The sequence below is a fragment of the Modestobacter sp. SYSU DS0511 genome (assembly GCF_054050755.1).
In genome coordinates this window covers 1-19813 of the sequence record NZ_JBJGZY010000004.1, presented here as the reverse complement: position 1 = coordinate 19813, position 19813 = coordinate 1, and the positions used below count along the sequence as shown (strand labels likewise).

At 74.8% G+C, this 19813-nt stretch carries 19 protein-coding genes, 1 tRNA gene and 1 riboswitch; of the genes, 13 read left to right on the top strand and 7 right to left on the bottom strand.

Annotation, left to right across the window (positions count from 1 at the left end):
• Positions 1-30 precede the first annotated feature (30 nt).
• Together ACI783_RS03135 and ACI783_RS03130 are read right to left on the bottom strand one after the other, a co-directional pair.
• Positions 31-1524 (bottom strand): trypsin-like peptidase domain-containing protein, encoded by a 1494-nt coding sequence (locus tag ACI783_RS03135; protein ID WP_457139075.1) that lies wholly within the window; start codon positions 1522-1524, stop codon positions 31-33.
• Positions 1525-1638: 114 nt separating this feature from the next.
• Positions 1639-2403 (bottom strand): ABC transporter permease, encoded by a 765-nt coding sequence (locus ACI783_RS03130; RefSeq protein WP_457139074.1) that lies wholly within the window; start codon positions 2401-2403, stop codon positions 1639-1641.
• Positions 2404-2602: 199 nt separating this feature from the next.
• Here ACI783_RS03130 and ACI783_RS03125 point away from each other — a divergent pair, with 199 nt between their 5' ends.
• Entirely contained in the window at positions 2603-3319 is a 717-nt protein-coding gene (locus ACI783_RS03125; RefSeq protein ID WP_457139073.1) for a hypothetical protein, read from the top strand.
• A gap of 22 nt (positions 3320-3341) precedes the next feature.
• Here the strand turns inward: ACI783_RS03125 and ACI783_RS03120 are convergent, their stop codons facing one another.
• On the bottom strand, positions 3342-4211 hold the full coding sequence (locus ACI783_RS03120; protein ID WP_457139072.1) for an NAD(P)-dependent oxidoreductase: 870 nt from the start codon (positions 4209-4211) through the stop codon (positions 3342-3344).
• A 91-nt stretch (positions 4212-4302) separates the two neighbouring features.
• Between ACI783_RS03120 and ACI783_RS03115 the strand changes: the two genes are divergently transcribed.
• Both ACI783_RS03115 and ACI783_RS03110 read left to right on the top strand, forming a co-directional pair.
• Positions 4303-4374 (top strand) — tRNA-Thr (locus ACI783_RS03115).
• Between the two features lie 114 nt (positions 4375-4488).
• Positions 4489-4698, top strand: coding sequence for a dodecin (locus ACI783_RS03110; protein ID WP_457080452.1), 210 nt, complete (start codon positions 4489-4491; stop codon positions 4696-4698).
• Between the two features lie 6 nt (positions 4699-4704).
• Here the strand turns inward: ACI783_RS03110 and ACI783_RS03105 are convergent, their stop codons facing one another.
• Together ACI783_RS03105 and ACI783_RS03100 are read right to left on the bottom strand one after the other, a co-directional pair.
• Positions 4705-5115 (bottom strand): Rieske (2Fe-2S) protein, encoded by a 411-nt coding sequence (locus ACI783_RS03105; protein ID WP_457139071.1) that lies wholly within the window; start codon positions 5113-5115, stop codon positions 4705-4707.
• Between the two features lie 22 nt (positions 5116-5137).
• Positions 5138-5536, bottom strand: coding sequence for a DUF5313 family protein (locus ACI783_RS03100; protein WP_457139070.1), 399 nt, complete (start codon positions 5534-5536; stop codon positions 5138-5140).
• Between the two features lie 98 nt (positions 5537-5634).
• Between ACI783_RS03100 and rarD the strand changes: the two genes are divergently transcribed.
• From rarD to ACI783_RS03075, 5 genes are all read left to right on the top strand, one after another.
• On the top strand, positions 5635-6549 hold the full coding sequence (gene rarD / locus ACI783_RS03095; protein WP_457139069.1) for an EamA family transporter RarD: 915 nt from the start codon (positions 5635-5637) through the stop codon (positions 6547-6549).
• A 124-nt stretch (positions 6550-6673) separates the two neighbouring features.
• Complete coding sequence (locus ACI783_RS03090; protein WP_457139068.1) at positions 6674-7003, top strand: DUF3263 domain-containing protein; 330 nt, start codon at positions 6674-6676, stop codon at positions 7001-7003.
• Positions 7004-7185: 182 nt separating this feature from the next.
• Positions 7186-8625, top strand: coding sequence for a LytR C-terminal domain-containing protein (locus ACI783_RS03085; protein WP_457139067.1), 1440 nt, complete (start codon positions 7186-7188; stop codon positions 8623-8625).
• A gap of 50 nt (positions 8626-8675) precedes the next feature.
• A complete protein-coding gene (locus ACI783_RS03080; protein ID WP_457139066.1) occupies positions 8676-11546 on the top strand; it encodes an alpha/beta fold hydrolase in 2871 nt (956 codons plus the stop codon).
• On the top strand, positions 11543-12412 hold the full coding sequence (locus ACI783_RS03075) for an ABC transporter permease (RefSeq protein ID WP_457139065.1): 870 nt from the start codon (positions 11543-11545) through the stop codon (positions 12410-12412). The genes ACI783_RS03080 and ACI783_RS03075 overlap by 4 nt, the downstream gene beginning before the upstream one ends.
• On the opposite strand, the gene ACI783_RS03070 is transcribed toward ACI783_RS03075, so the two are convergent.
• Positions 12409-13230, bottom strand: coding sequence for an HAD family hydrolase (locus ACI783_RS03070; RefSeq protein ID WP_457139064.1), 822 nt, complete (start codon positions 13228-13230; stop codon positions 12409-12411). The genes ACI783_RS03075 and ACI783_RS03070 overlap by 4 nt on opposite strands.
• Before the next feature lie 58 nt (positions 13231-13288).
• Positions 13289-13416, top strand: a riboswitch (SAM riboswitch).
• 12 nt (positions 13417-13428) lie between these two features.
• Here ACI783_RS03070 and thrC point away from each other — a divergent pair.
• The 4 genes from thrC to ACI783_RS03050 all read left to right on the top strand — a co-directional run bounded on the left by thrC (position 13429) and on the right by ACI783_RS03050 (position 18431).
• A complete protein-coding gene (gene thrC / locus ACI783_RS03065) occupies positions 13429-14730 on the top strand; it encodes a threonine synthase (RefSeq protein WP_457080470.1) in 1302 nt (433 codons plus the stop codon).
• A gap of 209 nt (positions 14731-14939) precedes the next feature.
• On the top strand, positions 14940-15140 hold the full coding sequence (locus tag ACI783_RS03060) for a cold-shock protein (protein ID WP_153362423.1): 201 nt from the start codon (positions 14940-14942) through the stop codon (positions 15138-15140).
• Between the two features lie 273 nt (positions 15141-15413).
• The gene (gene groL / locus ACI783_RS03055) at positions 15414-17045 is read left to right on the top strand and encodes a chaperonin GroEL (protein ID WP_457080473.1); all 1632 of its coding nucleotides are present in this window, start codon (positions 15414-15416) and stop codon (positions 17043-17045) included.
• Positions 17046-17597: 552 nt separating this feature from the next.
• Complete coding sequence (locus ACI783_RS03050; protein ID WP_457139063.1) at positions 17598-18431, top strand: DUF72 domain-containing protein; 834 nt, start codon at positions 17598-17600, stop codon at positions 18429-18431.
• Here the strand turns inward: ACI783_RS03050 and ACI783_RS03045 are convergent.
• Positions 18389-19384 carry a Gfo/Idh/MocA family protein gene (locus ACI783_RS03045; protein ID WP_457139062.1) on the bottom strand — a complete coding sequence of 332 codons (996 nt, stop codon included), beginning with the start codon at positions 19382-19384 and terminating at the stop codon, positions 18389-18391. The two genes, ACI783_RS03050 and ACI783_RS03045, sit on opposite strands and share 43 nt — an antisense overlap.
• 31 nt (positions 19385-19415) lie before the next feature.
• Here ACI783_RS03045 and ACI783_RS03040 point away from each other — a divergent pair, with 31 nt between their 5' ends.
• Entirely contained in the window at positions 19416-19691 is a 276-nt protein-coding gene (locus ACI783_RS03040) for a DUF4031 domain-containing protein (RefSeq protein WP_457139061.1), read from the top strand.
• Positions 19692-19813 lie beyond the last annotated feature (122 nt).

Genomic DNA, 19813 nt, shown 5'->3' with positions numbered 1-19813 from the left:
CCTGTCGTTGCGGGTCGGGGGGGCGAGCGGTCAGCTGGTCTCGTCGAGGGTGACGTCGACCTGCAGGCTGTCCGCGCCGCGGCGCACGGTGAGGGTGACCGTGTCGCCGGGCTCCGCGCTGCGGATCGCCGCGGTCAGCTCGGTGGAGGTGGTGATCGCCCGCCGGCCCACCGCGGTGATCACGTCGCCGGACCGGAGTCCGGCGTCGGCCGCCGGGCTGCCGGGGTTGACGTCGACCAGCTGGGCGCCGGTGCCGACGGGGGAGCCGTTGGCGGCCGCGGTGCGGGCCGTGACGCCCAGCAGCGCGTGGCTGGCCGAACCGGTCTCGATGATCTGCTGCGCGATGCGCTGCGCGGTGTTCGACGGGATGGCGAAGCCGACGCCGATGTTGCCGCTCTGCGTGTCCTGGCCGGGCAGACCGCTGGAGGGGACCGTGGCGATCGCGGTGTTGATGCCGATCACCTCGCCGGCGGCGTCGACCAGCGCGCCGCCGGAGTTGCCGGGGTTGATCGCCGCGTCGGTCTGGATCGCGTCGATCACGGTGTTCTCGTCCTGGGTCGAGCCGGTCTGCACGGCGCGGTTGGTCGCGCTGATGATGCCGTCGGTGACCGTGTTGGACAGCCCCAGTGGGGCGCCGATGGCCACCGCGAGGTCGCCGACCTGCACCTCGTCGGAGTCGGCGAACCCGGCCGGCGTGAGCCCGCTGGCGTCGGTCAGCCGCACCACGGCCAGGTCCGAGGACGGATCGGTGCCGACCACCGTGGCGTCGTACAGCGTGCCGTCGCTGGTGCGCACCTGCACCGTCGCGTTCCCGCCCGCGCCGTCGAGGGACACCACGTGGTTGTTGGTTAGCACGTAGCCGTCCTCGGTGAGGATCACACCCGAGCCGGAGCCCGATCCGGAGCCGGAGCTCACGTAGAGGGTCACCACGCTCGGCGAGGCCTTGGCCGCCGCGGCGGTCGCCGTCGTCGCCCGCTCGGGGTCGGTGATCGTGACGCTCTGCGCGCTCGCCGTGCCCTGCGTGGACGACCCGCCGTTGTCGGTCAGGGTGGCCACCCCGGCACCGGCGCCGCCGCCGATCAGGGCGCCGGCGACCAGGCCGGCCAGGCCCATCTTCCAGCGGCCGGCCGGCTTGGCCGCAGCGGGCGGGGCGAACGCCGGCGGCAGGGCGCCGGGCTGGCCGCCGTACGGAGGCTGCTGCGCGGTGTGCTGCGCGCCCCAGCCGGCCGGTGGCCAGGGGCGGTGGCTGCCGGTGGGGGCGGCGAACTGCTGGGTCTGCTGACGCTCGGCGCCGAAGCCGGTGCCGGTGGCCGGGGTCTGCCAGCCGGTGGCCGGGGCGCCGGGCGCCTGCCAGCCGGTGGCCGGGGCCTGGCTCGCCGGCTGGCCCGACGAGTGGGCACCGGGGGCGGTCTGCGGGGTGGTCGGACCCTGCGGAGCCGCTGCCGGCCAGCCGCCGCTGGAGCCCCCGGCGGTCGAGGTGCGGTCCGACGCGGTGTCGTCGGCCGGGCGGTTCTGCTCAGTCATCGTTGCTGGTCCTCCCACCTCGCGGCAGGACCTCCCCGCCGCGATGACACCACTGTGCGTCCCGGCTCTGGGCCGAGGCTGGTGGTGGGCTGTGAGTTCCCTGGAAGCGCCGGTTCACTCGCGCAGGTCGCCGCGGGCCACCAGTTCGGTGGTCACCCAGACGGCGATCGCCTCCGCAGCCAGCAGGCCGACCAGCACCAGCAGCTGGGCCGCACCGGCCTCCAGGGCGCTCCCGCCGCCCAGGAGGACGCCGACGAAGGCACCGGGCAGCGTGACCAGCCCGACGGTCCGGGTCTGGTCCAGCGCCGGCACCAGCGCCGTGGCGGCCACCGGGCGGGCCACCTCCAGGACGGCGTCCCGGGGGAGCAGCCCGACCGACAGCGCGGCCTCGACCTCGCCGCGCCGCTGGTCCAGCTCGTCGCGCAGCCGGCGGCCGGCGAGCGAGGTCGCGGTCATCGCACCGCCGATCACGATGCCGGCGACCGGGATCACCGCCGCCCCGCGCAGCGGTACCGCGCCGCTGGCCAGCACCACGGCGACGACGGGTGCTGACCCGGCCACGATCGCCAGGACGGTGGCGCGCACCCGGGGACCCGCGCCGGGGGCGCGCAGCGGGCGGCCGGTGACCCGGCCGGCGGCGGTCACCCCGGCGACACCGACCATCAGCAGCACGAACGCCGCCGAGAGCCACAGCGAGGAGACGACGGCGACCAGGACCACCGAGACGGCCGCCAGCTGCGCGGTCGCCCGCACCGCCGCCACCAGGACCGGGCGCTCCTGGCCGAGGCCGGAGAGTCGCCCGGCGACCGCGGCCAGCGTCGTCAGGGCGACGACGGCGACCGCCAGCCCCGGTCCGAGGTCCACCACCGAGCCGTCCACGGGGGGCATCGTGCCGTCCGGTGCGGCGCGCCACGCCGGCGGCCGGTTCATCGGGCGTGAACCGGCCGCCTCCGGGGAACCCCTGGTCCGCGGGCGCCGACCCGCGCCCTGCCCGTCGCTGTGTTGCCCCTCGCTGTGTTGCCGCTCGCCGTCCTGCCCGTCGCCGCCCTGTGCGCAGCTCCCCGTCCCGGAGGTCCCGGTGCCCCGTCGTGCGCCTGCCCGCATCGGACTCGCCCTGCTGTCCGCCCTCGGTGCCGTGCTGGCGGCGATCGGAGCCGCTGCCCTCGGCGGTACCGGACTGGTCGCGGTCGTGCTCGCCGCCGTGGTCAGCGCCTGCGTGGCCGTCGGCGTCGCGCGGGAGTCGGTGCCGGCACGGCCACGGCACCAGGTGGCCGAGGCGGGCTGGCGCGCGGCCGCCGGAACGGTCGGCGTCCTGCTCGTGCTGAACGGCAGCGCGGTGGCTGCCGGTGGCGTCGTGACCACCCTGCTGGTCGGCTGCGGGCTCGCCTGGCTGGTGGCCCGGTGGCTGCTCTCCTCCGGCCGGCGGAACCGGGGGCCGCGGGCCACGCCGCGGCCGGCGACGGGGATCGCCGACGTCGTCCCGCTGCCCCCGGGCGGGCCGGGCAGCGGGACGACGGGGATGGGCTCGGAGCCGGTCGGCCCCGGAGCCTGGGCGCACGCCATGAGCGTGGCGGCGCTGGGTCGGGAGTGGGTGCGCACCTCCGCGGCGCTGGGGCAGGTGCGCGAGCCGCGCGCCCGGCAGGAGCTTGTCCGCCGGCGGCAGGAGGCGCTCGACGAGCTGGAGCGCCGGGACCCGGCCGGCTTCGCCCGCTGGCTGGCCGAGGGGGCCACCGTCGACAGCGACCCCGCTGCCTACGTGTCCGGTGACCCGGCGGCCGGCTCCGACGCCGCCTGAGGCAACCGAGCGCCCTCGTCGGTCAAGCGCCGTCCGGGGCGAACCCCTCGATCAGCGCGCTCAGGTCCACCGCGCCCGGGTCGGGCAGCCGCTCGATCGCCCGCTCCATCAGCGCGACCGCGGCGGCGTCGAACTGGTCGGGCACCCCCGCGAGCTGCAGCGCGGCGCGGATCAGCCGGGCGTCCTTGGTGGCGCCGGTCAGACCGAAGCTCACCGGGTGCTCGCCGGCGAGCATGTTGCCGGCCTTGAGCTTCGCGTAGGGGGTGTCCATCGGGCCGCCGTCGACGGCATCCAGGAACAGCTGTGGATCGACCCCGAGCCCCCGGGCCAGGGCGATGGACTGCGCGGTGCCCACGCTGATCGAGACGAGCCAGGCGTTGCAGGCCATCTTCAGCCGGCTGCCCGCGCCGGCCTCGCCCGCCCACACCGTCTTGCGCCCCATCGCGTCCAGCAGGGGGGCCAGTCGCTGGCGCTGCTCGGCCGGGCCGGAGGCGAGCATGACCAGCTGGCCCTGCTCCGCCGGCTGCCGGGTGCCCAGCACCGGGCAGTCGACGAGGACCAGGCCGAGCTCGTCGGCCACCTCGGCGGTCCGGTCGGCGCCTTCGACGCCCACCGTCGAGCACTGCAGCCAGACCGTGCCGGCCGGCGCCCCGGCCTGCCGGACCACCTCGATCGCGGCGTCGGCGTCGAAGAGCATGGTGAGCACGACGTCGGCTCCGGCCACCGCCTCGGCGGGGGAGTCGAACGCCTCCGCGCCGGTGGGGGTCAACGCCCGGGCCTTGTCGCCGTTGCGGTTCCACATCCGCACCGGGACCTCCGCCCGGCGCAGGGACTGCACCATGCCCGCGCCCATCACGCCCGTACCGAGGACCGCCACCACCGGGTTCGTCATGACGTCGATCCTCTCCCCGGTCCGGCAGCCCGGCAGCGCGGGTGCCCGGTGGAGGGGGGTGGCCGGTAGCCTCGACGCCGGCTCCGGCCTCGCCCCATTAGCTCAGTGGTAGAGCACTCGCCTTGTAAGCGAAAGGTCGTCCGTTCAATCCGGACATGGGGCTCTCCTCCCGCTCGCGGGGTGTGCGATCGAAGCGTGCGGTCGCGGGGCGCGTGGTCGCGTGCCAGGGTCGGTGCGACCGCTGCCGCCCGGGCAGCACCCCCGCGAGGAGTCCGTCGTGAGCGACCACGTCTACCGGCTGAGCGAGATCGTCGGCAGCTCCACCACCAGCGTCGACGACGCCGTCCGCACCGCCATCCGCAAGGCGTCGGAGACCGTGCGGCACATCGAGTGGTTCCAGACCAGCGAGATCCGCGGTCAGGTCGTCGACGGCGACGTCGCCTACTTCCAGGTCACCCTCAAGATCGGTTTCCGCGTCGAGGACTGACGCCGCTCAGGCGAGGACGACGTCGGCCCCGGACACCTGCACCGCCACCGGGGCCAGCGGCTCGCTCGCGGGTCCGGTCAGGGCCTCCCCGGTGCCGGCGTCGAACACCGAGCCGTGGCACGGGCAGGCCAGCCGCTCGTCGTCGGCCGGCCGGACGGCGCAGCCCTGGTGCGTGCAGGCGGCGTCGAACGCGACGACGACGTCGTCCGCCGGACGGCTCAGCACCATCCGCCGGCCGTCCACCGACAGCTCGTAGCTGCCGCCGACGGGGATCTCGTCGAGCGCCACCAGCCGGCTGCCCGCCGAGGCGCCGGTGACCTCGGGGACGTCGACGCCGGCGCAGGCGGTCAGCGTGACGGCGCCCAGGCCGGCGGTGGCGCCGACGAGCAGGGCGCGGCGGGAGAAGCAGGGGTGCACGGCGACATCCTGCCGGTGGCCCTCAGTCGAAGCTGCCGGCGCCGCCGGACCGGTACCGGGCGCGGCGCTCGAGCCGTTCGCGCTCGACTCGCTCGGTGCGCACTCGCGCCGTCGTCCCGGGCGGCCACCCGGCCTTGACCGCGCGGTGCTCGGTGGTCTCGGTCATGTAGGCGACGGCGAACATGCCCCCGATGACCAGCCCGCCGACCGCCGCCGTGATCCGGATGCCCAGGGGCACGGGCGGGACCAGCAGGCACAGCACGAGCACCGGCGTCAGCTGGACCAGGGCGCGCAGCAGGTGCCGGCCCACCCAGGTGGGCCCGGTGGTGTCGGCCAGCACCCAGTCGGCCAGGTGCGGCGGCAGGCCGCCCCCGTAGGCGTACCAGAGCCACTGGGCTGGGTTCGGGCGTCCCGCTGGCACGGCATCCACGGTAGGACCACGGAGCGGCGGGCGCCGACGGGTCCCGACCGCCGGTTGCCGCGCGCAACCCACCCCCAGGGCGGGCGTACGGTGCGCCGGTGGACGAACGCCGGATCGGGGTGCTCGCCGGCCTCGGGGCCTACTCCCTGTGGGGGGTGTTCCCGCTGTACTTCCCGCTGCTGGAGCCTGCCGGCGGGCTGGAGATCGTCGCGCACCGGGTCGCCTGGTCGCTGCTGTTCATCGCCCTGCTGCTGAGCGTGCGCCGCGGCTGGGGGCAGGTGCGGCGGGCCGTCGCCGACCGGCGGGCGCTGCTGGTGCTGGCCGCCGCCGCCGGGCTGATCGCGGTGAACTGGCTGGTCTACGTCTACGCGGTCAACTCCGGGCACGTGGTCGAGGCGTCGCTGGGCTACTTCATCAACCCGCTGGTCAGCGTCGTCCTCGGCGTGCTGGTGTTCCGGGAGCGGCTGCGCCGGCTGCAGTGGGTGGCCGTGGGCATCGCCCTGGTGGCGGTGGTGGTGCTCACCGTCGACTACGGGCACCCGCCGTGGATCGCGCTCGCCCTGGCGTCCAGCTTCGGCCTGTACGGGCTGATGAAGAAGGTGGTCCGGGTCGAGGCGGCGCCGGGCCTGTTCGTCGAGACCGCCGTGGTGTTCCTCCCGGCGCTCGTGGTCATGGGGTTCCTGGAGTCCGACGGGCAGGCCGCGTTCGGCCATGCCGGCGCCGGTCACGCCCTCCTGCTGGTGAGCTCGGGTCTGGCCACCGCCGTGCCGCTGCTGCTGTTCGCCGCGGCGACCCGGCGGGTGCCGCTGTCGACCGTCGGCCTGCTGCAGTACGTCACCCCGCTCATGCAGCTGTCCATCGGCGTCTTCGTCTACGGCGAGCCGATGCCGCCGGCCCGGCTGGCGGGGTTCGCCATCGTGTGGGTGGCGCTGGCCGTCTTCAGCGCGGACAGCCTGCGGGCCGCCCGGGCGGCGCGGCGCGCCGCCGCCGAGCCGATGCCCGCCGGTCTCTGACCGGGTGGGCCGGCACCTCCCGGCGCGCGCCGGGAGGTTGCCCGGAACTGTCGGTGCCCGGGGCTAGCGTCGACCGCGATCGACCACCGGCGCCCACGGCGCCCGACCCCCGGAGGCAGCACCCATGAGCACCGAGACTGCGTCCGCCGTCCCCCCGGCACCTGCCGAGGTCGACGCCGGGGCGGGTGCGGACGCGGTGCCGGCCGGCCTGGCCGAGCGCGATCGTGCGGTGCTGGCCTTCGAGCGGCACTGGTGGCGCTTCGCCGGAGCGAAGGAGGCGGCCATCCGCGAGCGGTTCGGTCTCTCGGCGACCCGGTACTACCAGCTGCTCAACGCGCTGGTCGACCGTCCGGAGGCGTTGGCCGCCGACCCGCTGCTGGTACGCCGGTTGCGCAGGATGCGTGCGGTGCGACAGCGAGCACGCCACGGCGATGTCCTGGGCAGCGACGGCTGAGCCGTCTAGCCTCACTCACTGTGGGGAGGCATGCGGCGCCAGGCGGTGACGGAAACCAGCCGGAGACCGACGTCGCCCTCGGTCGGCGTCGTGCCGACTCCCGGCGTGAACCGGGCGCCCGGCCGGAGCCTCCCGCCCGGCGTGGGACGGGCGACCGGCCGGCGACGACCACCGACGGCGCCATGACCATGCCCCGGCAGAGCCGGGCCGAACGACGCCGTGAGGGCCAGCTCTCCTCCGTCGGGGACGTCGCTGTCCGTCGTCCGCCGGAGCGCCCCGGCGCCGCCACGCCGGCGGGTACCGGTCGCCGGCGGACCGACGCCGCACCGGCCGTTCCGGACGCCGCACCGGCCGTTCCGGACGCCGCACCGGCCGTTCCGGACGCCGCACCGGCCGTTCCGGACGCCGCACCGGCCGTTCCGGACGCCGCACCGGCCGCGACCGGACCGGCCACCGCCATCGGTGGTGCGCCCGTGGTCGCCGGGCGCCCGGCCGTCCCGTCGGCGCGCCGCGGTGCCCCCGCACCCGCCACCAGCCACGCACCCGCTGTGCCGTCCTCGGCGACGCCGCCCGCCACGGCTCCCGGCCGGGCATCCGCGCCGGCCCCGGCCGACGCCACCCAGCGGGTCGACGCCGGCCGTCCGTCGCGCCGGCCCGCGGTGGGACCGCCGGCCCAGCACAGCACCCAGCGGGTCGCCGGCCCCGCACCCGCCGAGTCCGCCTGGAGTGCCCCCACCCCGGCCCCCACCCCGGCCCCCACCTCGGCCTCGGCCCCGGCCCGCCCGGCCGCCGCGCCGCTGCCACCCGCGCGCCCTGCCTCCGCCTCCGCCCCCGCATCCGCCCCCGAGCCCGAGCCGTCCGGCATGGACCGGCTCACCGAGTCCCGCCGTCGCCGTGAGGCGCTGGAGGAGGCCGGGGCCTCCGGCCGCGTCCCCGAGACCGCGGCCACCGTCGGTGGGCGGGCGGCCGAGCGGGCCGAGCGCCAGGCCGCCGACGCCGCGCGCCGCAAGGCCGAGAAGGGCACCGGCGCGACCCGCGCCGGCTCGGTCGACGCGTCCCCCGACGGGAGCGGCGGTGCGTCCCCCGACGGGAGCGGCGGTGCGGACCGTCGGCTGCCCCGCCGCGCGGCCCTGGGCGCGCTCGCCGTCGTGCTGGTCGCGCTCACCGTGCTCAGCGTCTGGTCGTTCACCTCGCCGGGCACCCAGGAGACCTCGGCCCAGACCCCGGTGACCAGCTCCGCACCGCCCGCCCCGTCTTCCGCGGAGCCGGAGACGACCCCGGCGGAGCAGGTCGTGACCGCCCCGCCGGCGGAGCCGGTCGGGCCGGTGCGCGCCCCGATCACGGTGCTCAACAGCACGGCCATCAACGGCCTGGCCGCCGACCTCGGTGAGCAGTTCTCCGGCGGCGGCTGGGAGGTCGCCGGCACCGGCGGCTACCCGGGCTTCGACATCGCCGCCAGCACCGTCTACTTCACCGCCGGCGACCCGGTGCAGGAGGAGGCGGCGAGCCAGCTCGTCGAGCAGTTCCCCGAGCTCACCGGTCCGGCCGCGCGCTTCTTCGAGGTCCCCGGCCAGCCGTCGCCCGGCCTGGTCGTCGTCGCCACCGGGAACTGGCGGCCCTGAGACACCCCGGCGGCCGGAACCACCCGGGCCGCTCGCGCGTTGCCGCCTTCGTGCGCTTCGCTCCCGGGCCGGCGCGCCCCGGCCCGCGCTTCGGCGCACGCCCGGCGGCGACCACCCTCCCCACCGTCCTCCCCACCGTCCTCCTCGTCGTCCTGCTGGCCCTCGGTGCGGTCGTCGCCGTGCTGGCCGCCGGCTCCGGCAGCCCCGCGCGAGCCGCGGAGGACGTGCGGACCGAGGACGCCCGCGTCGCCTCCGGCAGCGGCGCGGACGCGGTCGAGCTGGACACCACCCTCTACCTGCCGGCCTCCGCGACCGCGGACGCCCCGGCTCCTGCGGTGCTGCTCGCCCACGGCTTCGGCGGCAGCAAGCAGTCGGTGGCCGACGACGCCCGGGACCTCGCCGGACGGGGCTTCGTCGTGCTCGCCTGGTCCGCGCGGGGGTTCGGCGCGAGCACCGGGCAGATCGGCCTGGACGACCCCCGCTACGAGGTCGTCGACGTCAGCACGCTGCTCGACCGGCTCGCCGAGCGCGACGACGTGCTGCTCGACGAGGCCGGCGACCCCCGGGTGGGCGTGGCCGGCGCCTCCTACGGGGGGGCGCTCAGCCTGCTGGCGGCCGCCTACGACCAGCGGATCGACGCGATCGCCCCGCAGATCACCTGGAACTCCCTCAGCACGGCCCTCTTCCCCGACGCCTCGGGCATCGTCGAGGACGCCGGCACCCCCGCGGCCACCCCGCGCACCACCGACGCCGGCGTCTTCAAACGGCTGTGGGCCGGCCTGTTCTTCGGCATGGGGGCGGCGCCCACCGGCGACGGCCCGCCCGCCGGGAACGCCCCGACCGGAGAGGTGGCCGGCGCTGACCGGGCCGCCGTCGCCCAGGCGCTGACCTGCGGGCGCTTCCGCCCCGAGATCTGCGCCGCGTACCAGGAGGCGGCCAGCAGCGGCACCCTCACCCCGGAGATCGCCGATCTCCTGGAGCGGAACAGCCCGGCGGGCGTGCTGGACCGGATCACCGCCCCGACGCTGCTGATCCAGGGCACCCAGGACTCGCTGTTCGGCCTCGGCGAGGCCGACGCCAACGCCCGCGGCATCGCCGCCAACGGCACTCCCGTGCAGGTCACCTGGTACGACGGCGGTCACGACGCCGGCGCCTCGGACCGGGTCACCGCCGACCTGCGCGACCAGGTGGCCGGCTGGTTCGACGCCCACCTGCGCGACGGGTCCACCGACCCCGCCGGTTTCCGGTACCCCGCCCCCACCGGGCTGGGGAGCGGTGTCGGCCGGGTGCAGGGCGGCTCGCGCACCGTCGAGGCCGACGACTACCCCGGCCTCCGCGGCGACCCGGCCACCCGGCTCGACGTCGCGCTCGAGGGCGGCACCCAGCCGGTGGTCACCCCGGCCGGTGGCAGCCCGGCGGCGCTCACCACCGTGCCCGGGCTGGGGGGCATCGGCGCTGCGCTCAGCGGCGGCACCCTGGAGGTGCCCGGGCAGTTCGCCGCCTTCGCGACCGCGGAGCTGGACGAGGCGGTCGAGGTGGTCGGTGCCCCGCAGGTGCGGCTCGCCGTCTCCTCACCCACCGGGGCCGCGACGCTGTTCGCCAAGCTCTACGACGTCAGCCCCGACGGTGCGACGATCCTGCCCGCCGGGCTGGTCTCACCGCTCGCGCTGACCGACGTCTCCACCGACCCGGCCGCGCCCACCGAGGTGGCGGTCACCCTGCCGGCGATCGTGCACCGGTTCGAGGCCGGCCACACCATGCGCGTCGTCGTCTCCTCCACCGACCAGGGGTACGCCCTGCCGGCCGACGCGTCGGTGTACACCGTGGGCCTGGCCGACGGCGCGTCGCTGGCGGTGCCCGAGGCCGCCGGGGAGGTGCAGGCCACGGCCGGCACGGCCCGCTGGTGGGTGCTGCTCGGCGTGCTCGCCGCCCTCGGGCTGCTCGGCTGGCTCGCCGCGGTGCTGTGGGGCCGCCGACGCCGCCGCGCGGACACCCCCGCCGCCGACGGCGAGGACGTGCCGCTGCGGTTCACCGGGGTCACCAAGGCGTACAAGGACGGCTTCGTCGCCGTCCGGGACCTCTCCTTCGAGGTCCGCCGGGGCCAGGTCCTCGGCCTGCTCGGCCCCAACGGCGCGGGCAAGACGACGTCGCTGCGGATGCTGATGGGGCTGATCCGGCCCACCGAGGGGCGGATCGAGGTGTTCGGCCACGCCGCCGGGCCCGGCGCGCCGGTGCTGTCCCGGCTGGGCTCCTTCGTCGAGGGCACCGGGCTGCAGCCGCACCTGTCCGGCCGGGACAACCTGACCCTCTACTGGGCCGCGACCGGCCGGCCGCCGGCCGACGCGCACATGGACGAGGCGATCGAGGTCGCCGGCCTGGGCGCAGCGCTGGACAAGCCGGTGCGCAGCTACAGCCAGGGCATGCGGCAGCGGGTGGCGATCGCCCAGGCGATGCTCGGCCTGCCCGACCTGCTGGTGCTCGACGAGCCGACCAACGGGCTGGACCCGCCGCAGATCCACGCCATGCGCGACGTGCTGCGCTCCTACGCCGAGACCGGCCGGACCGTGATCGTCTCCAGTCACCTGCTGAGCGAGATCGAGCAGACCTGCAGCCACGTCGTCGTCATGGCCAAGGGCCAGAAGATCGCCCAGGGCACGGTCGAGGAGATCGTCGGCACCGGCGGGTCGGTGCTGATCGGGCTCGCCGACGACGCCGACGCCGACCGGGCCGCCGACGTGCTCGGCGCGCTCCCCGGTGCGGGTCCGGTCGAGTGCACCGACGAGGGCCTGGTGGTCGACCTCGGGCCGACCAGCAGGGCGGCCGCGCTGACCGCCCTGGTGCAGGCCGGGGTGGCGGTCGACCAGCTCACGCCGCGCCGCCGGCTGGAGGACGCGTTCCTGTCACTGGTGGGGGAGTCATGAGCAGCGCCACGGTTCCGTCGACGGGGGCCGCGCCGGGGTACCGGCCCGACCGCACCCTGCGGCTCGGTGTCGAGCTGCGCCGTCAGTTCAAGCGCCGCCGCACCCTCGGCGTCGTCGCGCTGATGGCGGCGCTGCCGCTGATCCTGATCGGCGCGCTGCAGCTGGGCGGCACCGAGGAGGCGGAGGAGAACACCCGGGTCAACCTGGTCGACGTCGCCTCCGCCAGCGGGCTGAACCTCACCCTGTTCGTGCTCTTCGCGACCACCGGGTTCTTCCTGGTCGTCGTGTTCGCGCTGTTCTTCGGGGACACGATCGCCAGCGAGGCCTCGTGGGGGTCGCTGCGGTACGCGCTGGCGACGCCGATCCCGCGGATGCGGCTGCTCCGGCAGAAGTGGCTGGCCGCGCTGGTGATGTCGGTCGGCTCGATGCTGCTGCTGGTCGCGGTGGCGATGGTCGCCGGAGGGATCGCGTTCGGCTTCGGCGACGTGCAGACCCCGGTCGGCGTGGCGCTGGACCAGGGGACGGCGTACCTGCGGCTGGCCGGGATGCTCGGCTACCTGACCGTGCACCTGCTGGTCGTCGGCTCGCTGGCCTTCTGGCTGTCGACGGTGACCGACGCCCCGCTGGCCGCGGTCGGCGGGTCGGTGTTCACCACGATCGTCTTCGCCGTTCTGGAGCAGGTCGAGCAGCTCGGGGCGATCCGCGACTGGTTCCCCACCGCGTTCAACTACGCGTGGACCGACCTGCTGCAGACCCCGGTCGACTCCGGGGACCTGTTCCGCGGTGTCGTGCAGGGGCTGGTCTGGTCGGCGCTGTTCACCGCGCTGGCGTTCCACCACTTCGCCCGCAAGGACGTCACCTCCTAGAGGCTGGCCAGCACCGCCTGGGCCCAGCCCTCGCCCATCGGGGCGTCGGTGACCGAGACGTTGGGCAGTGCGGCCAGCCGCTCGGGCATGCCGTCGACCGCGGCCCCGTTGGCGGTGATCCACAGCCGGTCGACGGCGGGGGCCATCTCCAGGTCGCTGACGCTGTCGCCGATCGCCACCGCGTCGTCGGCGGTGAGCCCGCGGCGGGCCAGGTCCCAGCTGATCGCCGCGCCCTTGGAGATGCCGCGTGGCATCAGGTGGTAGACGTGCGGCGGCAGGGCGGCCTCGTCCAGCCGCATGCGCGGGGCGGCGGGGACGGCGCCGTTGTCGTTCATGGTCAGCCAGCCCCAGCCGCGCTCGGCCAGCCAGGTGTCGACGGCGGCGGCGTCGACCCGGCCGCGCAGCAGGGCGTCGGCGGAGTGCGTCGTGTGCCAGGGCTCGTGCCACTCCAGCCGGCCGGGGTGCTCGGCGAGCAGCGCGTCGACCACGCCGAGCTCGGCGAGGACGTCCATCGGTGCCCGGCCGGCGTAACGCTCCGGCAGCTCACCGGCGAGCAGGTGGCTCTCCGCGCCGCCCGCCCAGCTGACCAGCGAGCCCAGCTCGGCGATCGCGCCGTCGGCGGCGAAGATGCGCGCGGCCTCCAGCAGCTGGGCGGAGGTGCGGCCGGAGACGAGCACCAGCGCGGCCCCGGCGCGGTGCAGCTCCAGCAGCGCGGCGGCGGGGGAGTCGGTCAGCTCCCGGCCGGCGGTGTGCCAGAACGACCCCCGCGGGCCGACCATCGTGCCGTCCAGGTCGGTGTAGACGATGCGTGCGGCCACCCGGTCATCCTGGCGGTGCCGCCGTCCCGGCCGCCGCCCGGGTACGCTCACGGCGTTCCACTCATCCAGAGGGGCAGAGGGACACGGCCCGACGAAGCCCCGGCAACCGCTCGCCGCACCAGTGCGGCGAGGAGGTGCCAATTCCGTCCCGCGCGGCTCGACGGCCCGACGCGGGGAAGATGAGGAGGTAGTCGTCGCATGACACTGACCGCTCCCGGTTCTCTCCAGGCCGACTCCGCAGCAGGGGGCCAGGTCGCCCCGAACCCGGCCAAGGGCCTGGTCTGCCGCAACTGCGGCGCGACCTTCGGGCTGATCGCCGAGCACGCCTGCGCCGAGTGCTTCGGCCCGCTCGAGGTCGACTACGACAAGGGCCTGCTCGCCGCGGTCACCCGCGAGCAGATCGAGGCCGGCCCGCAGAACATCTGGCGCTATGCGGCGCTGCTGCCGGTGGGGCAGGACCCGGCGTCCCGCGTCACGCTCGACCCGGGGATGACCCCGCTGGTCCGCGCCGACCGGCTGGCCGACGAGCTCGGCATCACCGGCGGGCTGTGGGTGAAGGACGACTCGGCCAACCCCACGCACTCGTTCAAGGACCGCGTGGTCAGCCTGGCCGCCACCGCGGCCAAGGGCTTCGGCTACCGGAAGATCGCCTGCGCCTCGACCGGCAACCTGGCCAACTCGGTCGCCGCGCACGCCGCCCGCAACGGGTGGCCCTCCTACGTGTTCGTCCCCAGCGACCTGGAGCCGGGCAAGATCGTCCAGTCGGCGGTCTACGGGCAGGCGCTGGTCGCCGTCGACGGCTCCTACGACGACGTCAACCGGCTGACCAGCGAGCTCGCCGAGACCGACGAGTTCGAGGACGCCGCCTTCGTCAACCAGAACGTCCGGCCCTACTACGCCGAGGGCTCGAAGACGATGGGCTACGAGATCGCCGAGCAGCTCGGCTGGCGGATCCCGGCCCAGGTGGTCATCCCGATGGCGTCGGGCTCGCTGCTGACCAAGGTCGACAAGGCGTGGCGCGAGCTGGTGACCGCCGGGATCGTCGCGGACACGGAGTGGACCGTCTTCGGTGCCCAGTCCGCCGGCTGCGACCCGATCGCCACCGCCTTCGACAACGGCTGGGACGTCGTCAAGCCGGTCAAGCCCACCGGCATCGCGAAGTCGCTGAACATCGGCAATCCGGCCGACGGTCCGTACGCGCTGGACGCGATCCGGCGCACCGGCGGCTCGGTCGGCCGGGTCGGGGACGCGGAGATCGTGCAGGGCATCCGCGACCTGGCCCGCACCACCGGTGTCTTCGCCGAGACCGCCGGCGGGGTGACGACGGCGGTGCTGCGCCAGCTGGTGGAGAAGGGGCTGCTGGACCCGGCGAAGGAGACCGTCGTCCTCAACACCGGGGAAGGGCTGAAGACCCTCGACCCGCTGCTGCCGGTCGTCGGGCCCTCGCACCGCGTCCAGCCGTCGCTGAAGTCGCTGCGCGAGGCGGGCCTCATCGCCTGACGGCGGGTGTGCGGCGCGTGCGGCGGGCCGTCATCGAAGCGTTACCACACACGGCCGGAGCGCGCGCAACGGACCGGTGACCTGCGCGCTTCTGTCCTGTACCGTTCCGCGCGGTTCGAGTTCCACGTTCGTGTTCGACGGGCGGAAGAGCGAGACCCGACCCCCCGGACGCAGGGGGGTTGACCGCACGCACGAACGTGGGAGCACACGTGGCAGAAGGCACCGTGAAGTGGTTCAACGCCGAGAAGGGCTTCGGCTTCATCGCCGTCGACGGCGGTCAGGACGTCTTCGTCCACTACTCGGCCATCCAGATGGACGGCTACAAGAGCCTCGACGAGGGCCAGCGGGTCTCCTTCGAGGTCGTCCAGGGGGAGAAGGGCCCGCAGGCCGACGCGGTCCGCAGCGCCTGATCCACCCGGCACACGAGGCCCGGTCTCCCTCGGGAGGCCGGGCCTCGCTGCGTTCCGGCCGGCCCGGGAACAGTGCCCAGGGGACCCCCGTTCTTGCACTCGCACGGGTCGAGTGCCAGACTCTCGATTGGCACTCGGCCCCGTCGAGTGCCAAACAGGTCGGAACGGTGAGGCACCGGCAGTGGGCCGCAGGAGCGTCCACGTGGCTGGTGTCGTCCGTCGCGGGCGCCGGACCAGACCGTGCAGCGATCCACGCATGGAGGACATCACCACATGGCCAAGATGATCGCGTTCAACGAAGAGGCGCGCCGCGGCCTCGAGCGAGGGATGAACACCCTCGCCGACGCCGTCAAGGTGACCCTCGGCCCCCGTGGCCGGAACGTCGTGCTGGAGAAGAAGTGGGGTGCCCCCACCATCACCAACGACGGTGTGAGCATCGCCAAGGAGATCGAGCTCGAGGACCCGTGGGAGAAGATCGGGGCCGAGCTGGTCAAGGAGGTCGCGAAGAAGACCGACGACGTCGCGGGTGACGGCACCACCACCGCCACCGTGCTCGCCCAGGCCCTCGTCCGCGAGGGGCTGCGCAACGTCGCCGCCGGCGCCAACCCGATGGCCCTGAAGAAGGGCATCGAGAAGGCCGTCGCCTCGGTCTCCGAGTACCTCCTCTCGACGGCCAAGGACGTCGAGACCAAGGAGCAGATCGCGGCCACCGCCTCGATCTCCGCCGCCGACACCGCCATCGGTGAGCTCATCGCCGAGGCGATGGACAAGGTCGGCAAGGAAGGTGTCATCACCGTCGAGGAGAGCAACACCTTCGGCCTGGAGCTCGAGCTCACCGAGGGCATGCGCTTCGACAAGGGGCACCTGTCGGCGTACTTCGTGACCGACACCGACCGCATGGAGACCGTGCTCGACGACCCGTACATCCTGGTCGTCAACGGCAAGATCTCCTCGGTCAAGGACCTGCTCCCGCTGCTGGAGAAGGTCATGCAGTCCGGCAAGCCGCTGGCGATCATCGCCGAGGACGTCGAGGGCGAGGCCCTGGCGACCCTGGTGGTCAACAAGATCCGCGGCACCTTCAAGTCGGTCGCCGTCAAGGCCCCCGGCTTCGGTGACCGGCGCAAGGCCATGCTCGCCGACATCGCCATCCTCACCGGTGGTCAGGTCATCAGCGAGGAGGTCGGCCTCAAGCTCGACAACGCCGACATCTCCCTGCTGGGCCGCGCCCGTCGCGTCGTCACCACCAAGGACGAGACGACGATCATCGAGGGCTCCGGCGACGCCGACCAGATCCAGGGTCGGGTCAACCAGATCCGCGCCGAGATCGAGAAGTCGGACTCCGACTACGACCGCGAGAAGCTGCAGGAGCGCCTGGCCAAGCTGGCCGGTGGTGTCGCCGTCATCAAGGCCGGCGCCGCGACCGAGGTCGAGCTCAAGGAGCGCAAGCACCGCATCGAGGACGCGGTGCGCAACGCCAAGGCCGCCGTCGAGGAGGGCATCGTCGCCGGTGGTGGCGTCGCCCTGGCGCAGGCCACCACCGTCGCGTTCGAGAAGCTCGACCTCGAGGGTGACGAGGCCACCGGTGCCAACATCGTGCGCGTCGCGCTCGAGGCCCCGCTGAAGCAGATCGCCGTCAACGCCGGCCTCGAGGGTGGCGTCGTGGCGGAGAAGGTCCGCAACTCGGAGACCGGGCACGGCCTCAACGCCGCCACCGGCGAGTACGTGGACCTGGTCGCCGCCGGCATCATCGACCCGGCCAAGGTGACCCGCTCGGCGCTGCAGAACGCCGCCTCCATCGCGGCGCTCTTCCTCACCACCGAGGCCGTCATCGCCGACAAGCCGGAGAAGAACGCCCCGGCCATGGCCGGTGCCGGCGACGGTGGCATGGGCGGCATGGACTTCTGAGTCCCGCCGTCAGCCACGGCTGACACTGCACCACCAGCACTGCCCGGCAGGGGCGGTCCGCTTCGGCGGGCCGCCCCTGTCGGCGTCTGTGCATGCGCGGCTCAGGTTGGTCATGGGCACGTCGTCGCTCGACGCGCCGGTGGACGGCGTGTCCCGCAGCACGACGCCCATGATCAACGGGGCTGGCGGGTCATGCCTCCGGGGCGAAGCGGGTTGACCCAGATCCGCGGCCCGGCCCCGAGGGGTCGACGATGAGCCCCGGTCCGGCCGGGTCCCCGTCGCGGGGGGGGGCGCGCCGGACATAGCCCATCGCGGCGGACCACCGGTCGGCGACCGCCTGGTGGTAGCGGGCGTCGAGGCAGAGGTCCAGGAAGCGGGCGGGGGAGTCGCGCACGACGGCAGGTCAGGTCGAGCGGCCCGTGCGCGAGATCTGCAGTCCCGTGGCTCCCGACGCCGGGAGGGCCCGAGATCGCAGATCTCGTCGCGGCGGACCACCGCCTCGTCGGGGAACACCGGCGGATGAGCGGAGCCGGGGCAGGGTAGGCGGCTCCGGTGACGGTGATCATCGGGACGTCGGGGTGGCAGTACCGCGATTGGCGCGGGCGCTTCTACCCGCCGACGCTGGCCCAGCGGCTGTGGCTGGAGCACCACGCCGAGCACTTCGCCACCGTCGAGAGCAACAACGCCTTCTACCGGCTGCCCGAGCGGGCGACCTTCGAGCGCTGGCGGGAGCGCACGCCGGCCGACTACCGCTGGGCCGTGAAGGCCAGCCGGTTCCTCACCCACCTCAAGCGGCTGCGCGAGCCCACCGAGCCGGTGGCGCGGCTGATGGACCGGGTCGCCGGCCTGGGCGACCGGCTGGACGCCGTCCTGCTGCAGCTGCCGCCCACCCTCCGGGCCGACGTCGACCTGCTCAACGAGTGCCTGGGCCAGTTCCCCGCCGGCACCCGGGTCGCCGTCGAACCGCGGCACGAGAGCTGGTGGACCGACGAGGTCCGCGGGCTGCTGGAGCGGTACGGGGCGGCGCTGTGCTGGGCCGACCGGGGCGAGCAGCCGATCACGCCGCTCTGGCGCACCGCCGAGTGGGGGTACCTGCGGCTGCACACCGGCCAGGACGGCTGGGACTACCCGCCCGAGACGCTGCAGGCGTGGGCGCAGCGGCTGCAGGAGACCTACGGCGACGACGACGTCCTCGTGTACTTCAACAACGACCCCGGCGGCGCGGCGACCCGGGACGCGGTCACCTTCGCCGACGCGGTCCGGGCCGGTGGGGGCACGCACACCCGGGTGCCGACGATGGACCAGGCCAGCGGCGCGGCCTGGCCACCACCGCCGCCCCCGCGTCAGAGGACGGCGCGGTCCTCGACGAAGGCCACGCCGAGCTGACCGGCGGCCTGTTCCAGCACGCCCATCACGGCCAGGGTGTCGGCCAGCGGCATGACGGCGCTCTCGGTCCGCCCGGCGCGCACGCACCCGGTCACCTCGGCCAGCTCGTGGCTGTAGCCGGCGCCGGTCGGGGGGAGGGTGATCTCCTCCGGCTCGGCGTCGGCGCGGTGCAGCACGATCGTCTGCGGGTGGTGGAAGCGGGGCAGCACGTCGATCCAGCCCGCCGTCCCGAACACCCGGGCCTGTCCGGGCAGCGCGTTGCGCAGCGAGGTGGTCAGCGTCGCCGAGCGGCCGTCGGCGTACCCGAGCAGCAGCGAGGCCTCGGCGTCCACCCCGGTGGAGAAGGTGGAGCCGGTGGCGGCCACGGTGTCCGGCGTGCCGAGCACCTGCTGGGCGAAGGAGACGACGTAGACGCCGAGGTCCAGCAGGGCCCCGCCACCGAGCTCACGTGCGAACAGCCGGTCGGCCGGGTCGAACTCGCGGGCCACCCCGAGGTCGGCCTGCACCGAGCGGACCTCGCCGATGGCGCCGTCGGCGATCAGCTCGCGCATCCGGACGACGGCCGGCTGGAACCGGGTCCACATCGCCTCCATGACGAAGACCCCGCGCTCGCGGGCCCGGTCGGCGACCTCCTGCGCACCGGCCAGGGTGGCGGTGAACGCCTTCTCCACCAGCAGCGCCTTCCCCGCGGCGATGGCGCCCAGCGCCACCGCGTGGTGCTGCGGGTGCGGGGTGGCGACGTACAGGACGTCGACCTCGGGGTCGGCGAGGATCTCCGCGTAGGAGCCGTGCGCGCGCTCCAGCCCGTGCCGGCGGGCGAAGTCCTGCGCCCGGTCCAGCGACCGGGAGGCGACGGCCACCACGCGGGCCCCGTCGACGACAGCGAAGTCCTCGACCACCTTCTCCGCGATGCGGCCCGGCCCGACGACGCCCCAGCGGATCTCCTCAGTCACGCCCTGACCGTAGCCGGGGCAGACTGTCCGGGTGGCACTGCTGATCGACACCCCGGTCTGGCCGTGGCGGGGACGGCGGTGGTCGCACCTGGTCAGCGACACCGGCTACGACGAGCTGCACGTCTTCGTCGCCGCGCACCTGGGCATCCCGCGCCGGGCGTTCCAGGGCGACCACTACGACGTCCCCGAGGAGCTGTACGACCGGGCGGTCGCCGCCGGCGCCGAGCCGGTGAGCTGCCGGGAGCTGCTGTCCCGGCTGCTCGCGGCCGGCCTGCGCGTGCGGAAGGCGCATGCCCCGTCGGGCTAGCTGTTCTGACCACGGACGTTGGTGACGGCGTCTGGTGACAAGAGGAAGACCTCCGAGTGAGGTGTGGAGCTGTCTAGGAACCGCTCCTCAACCCGGAGGCCTTCGTGTCCCACGCTAATGCC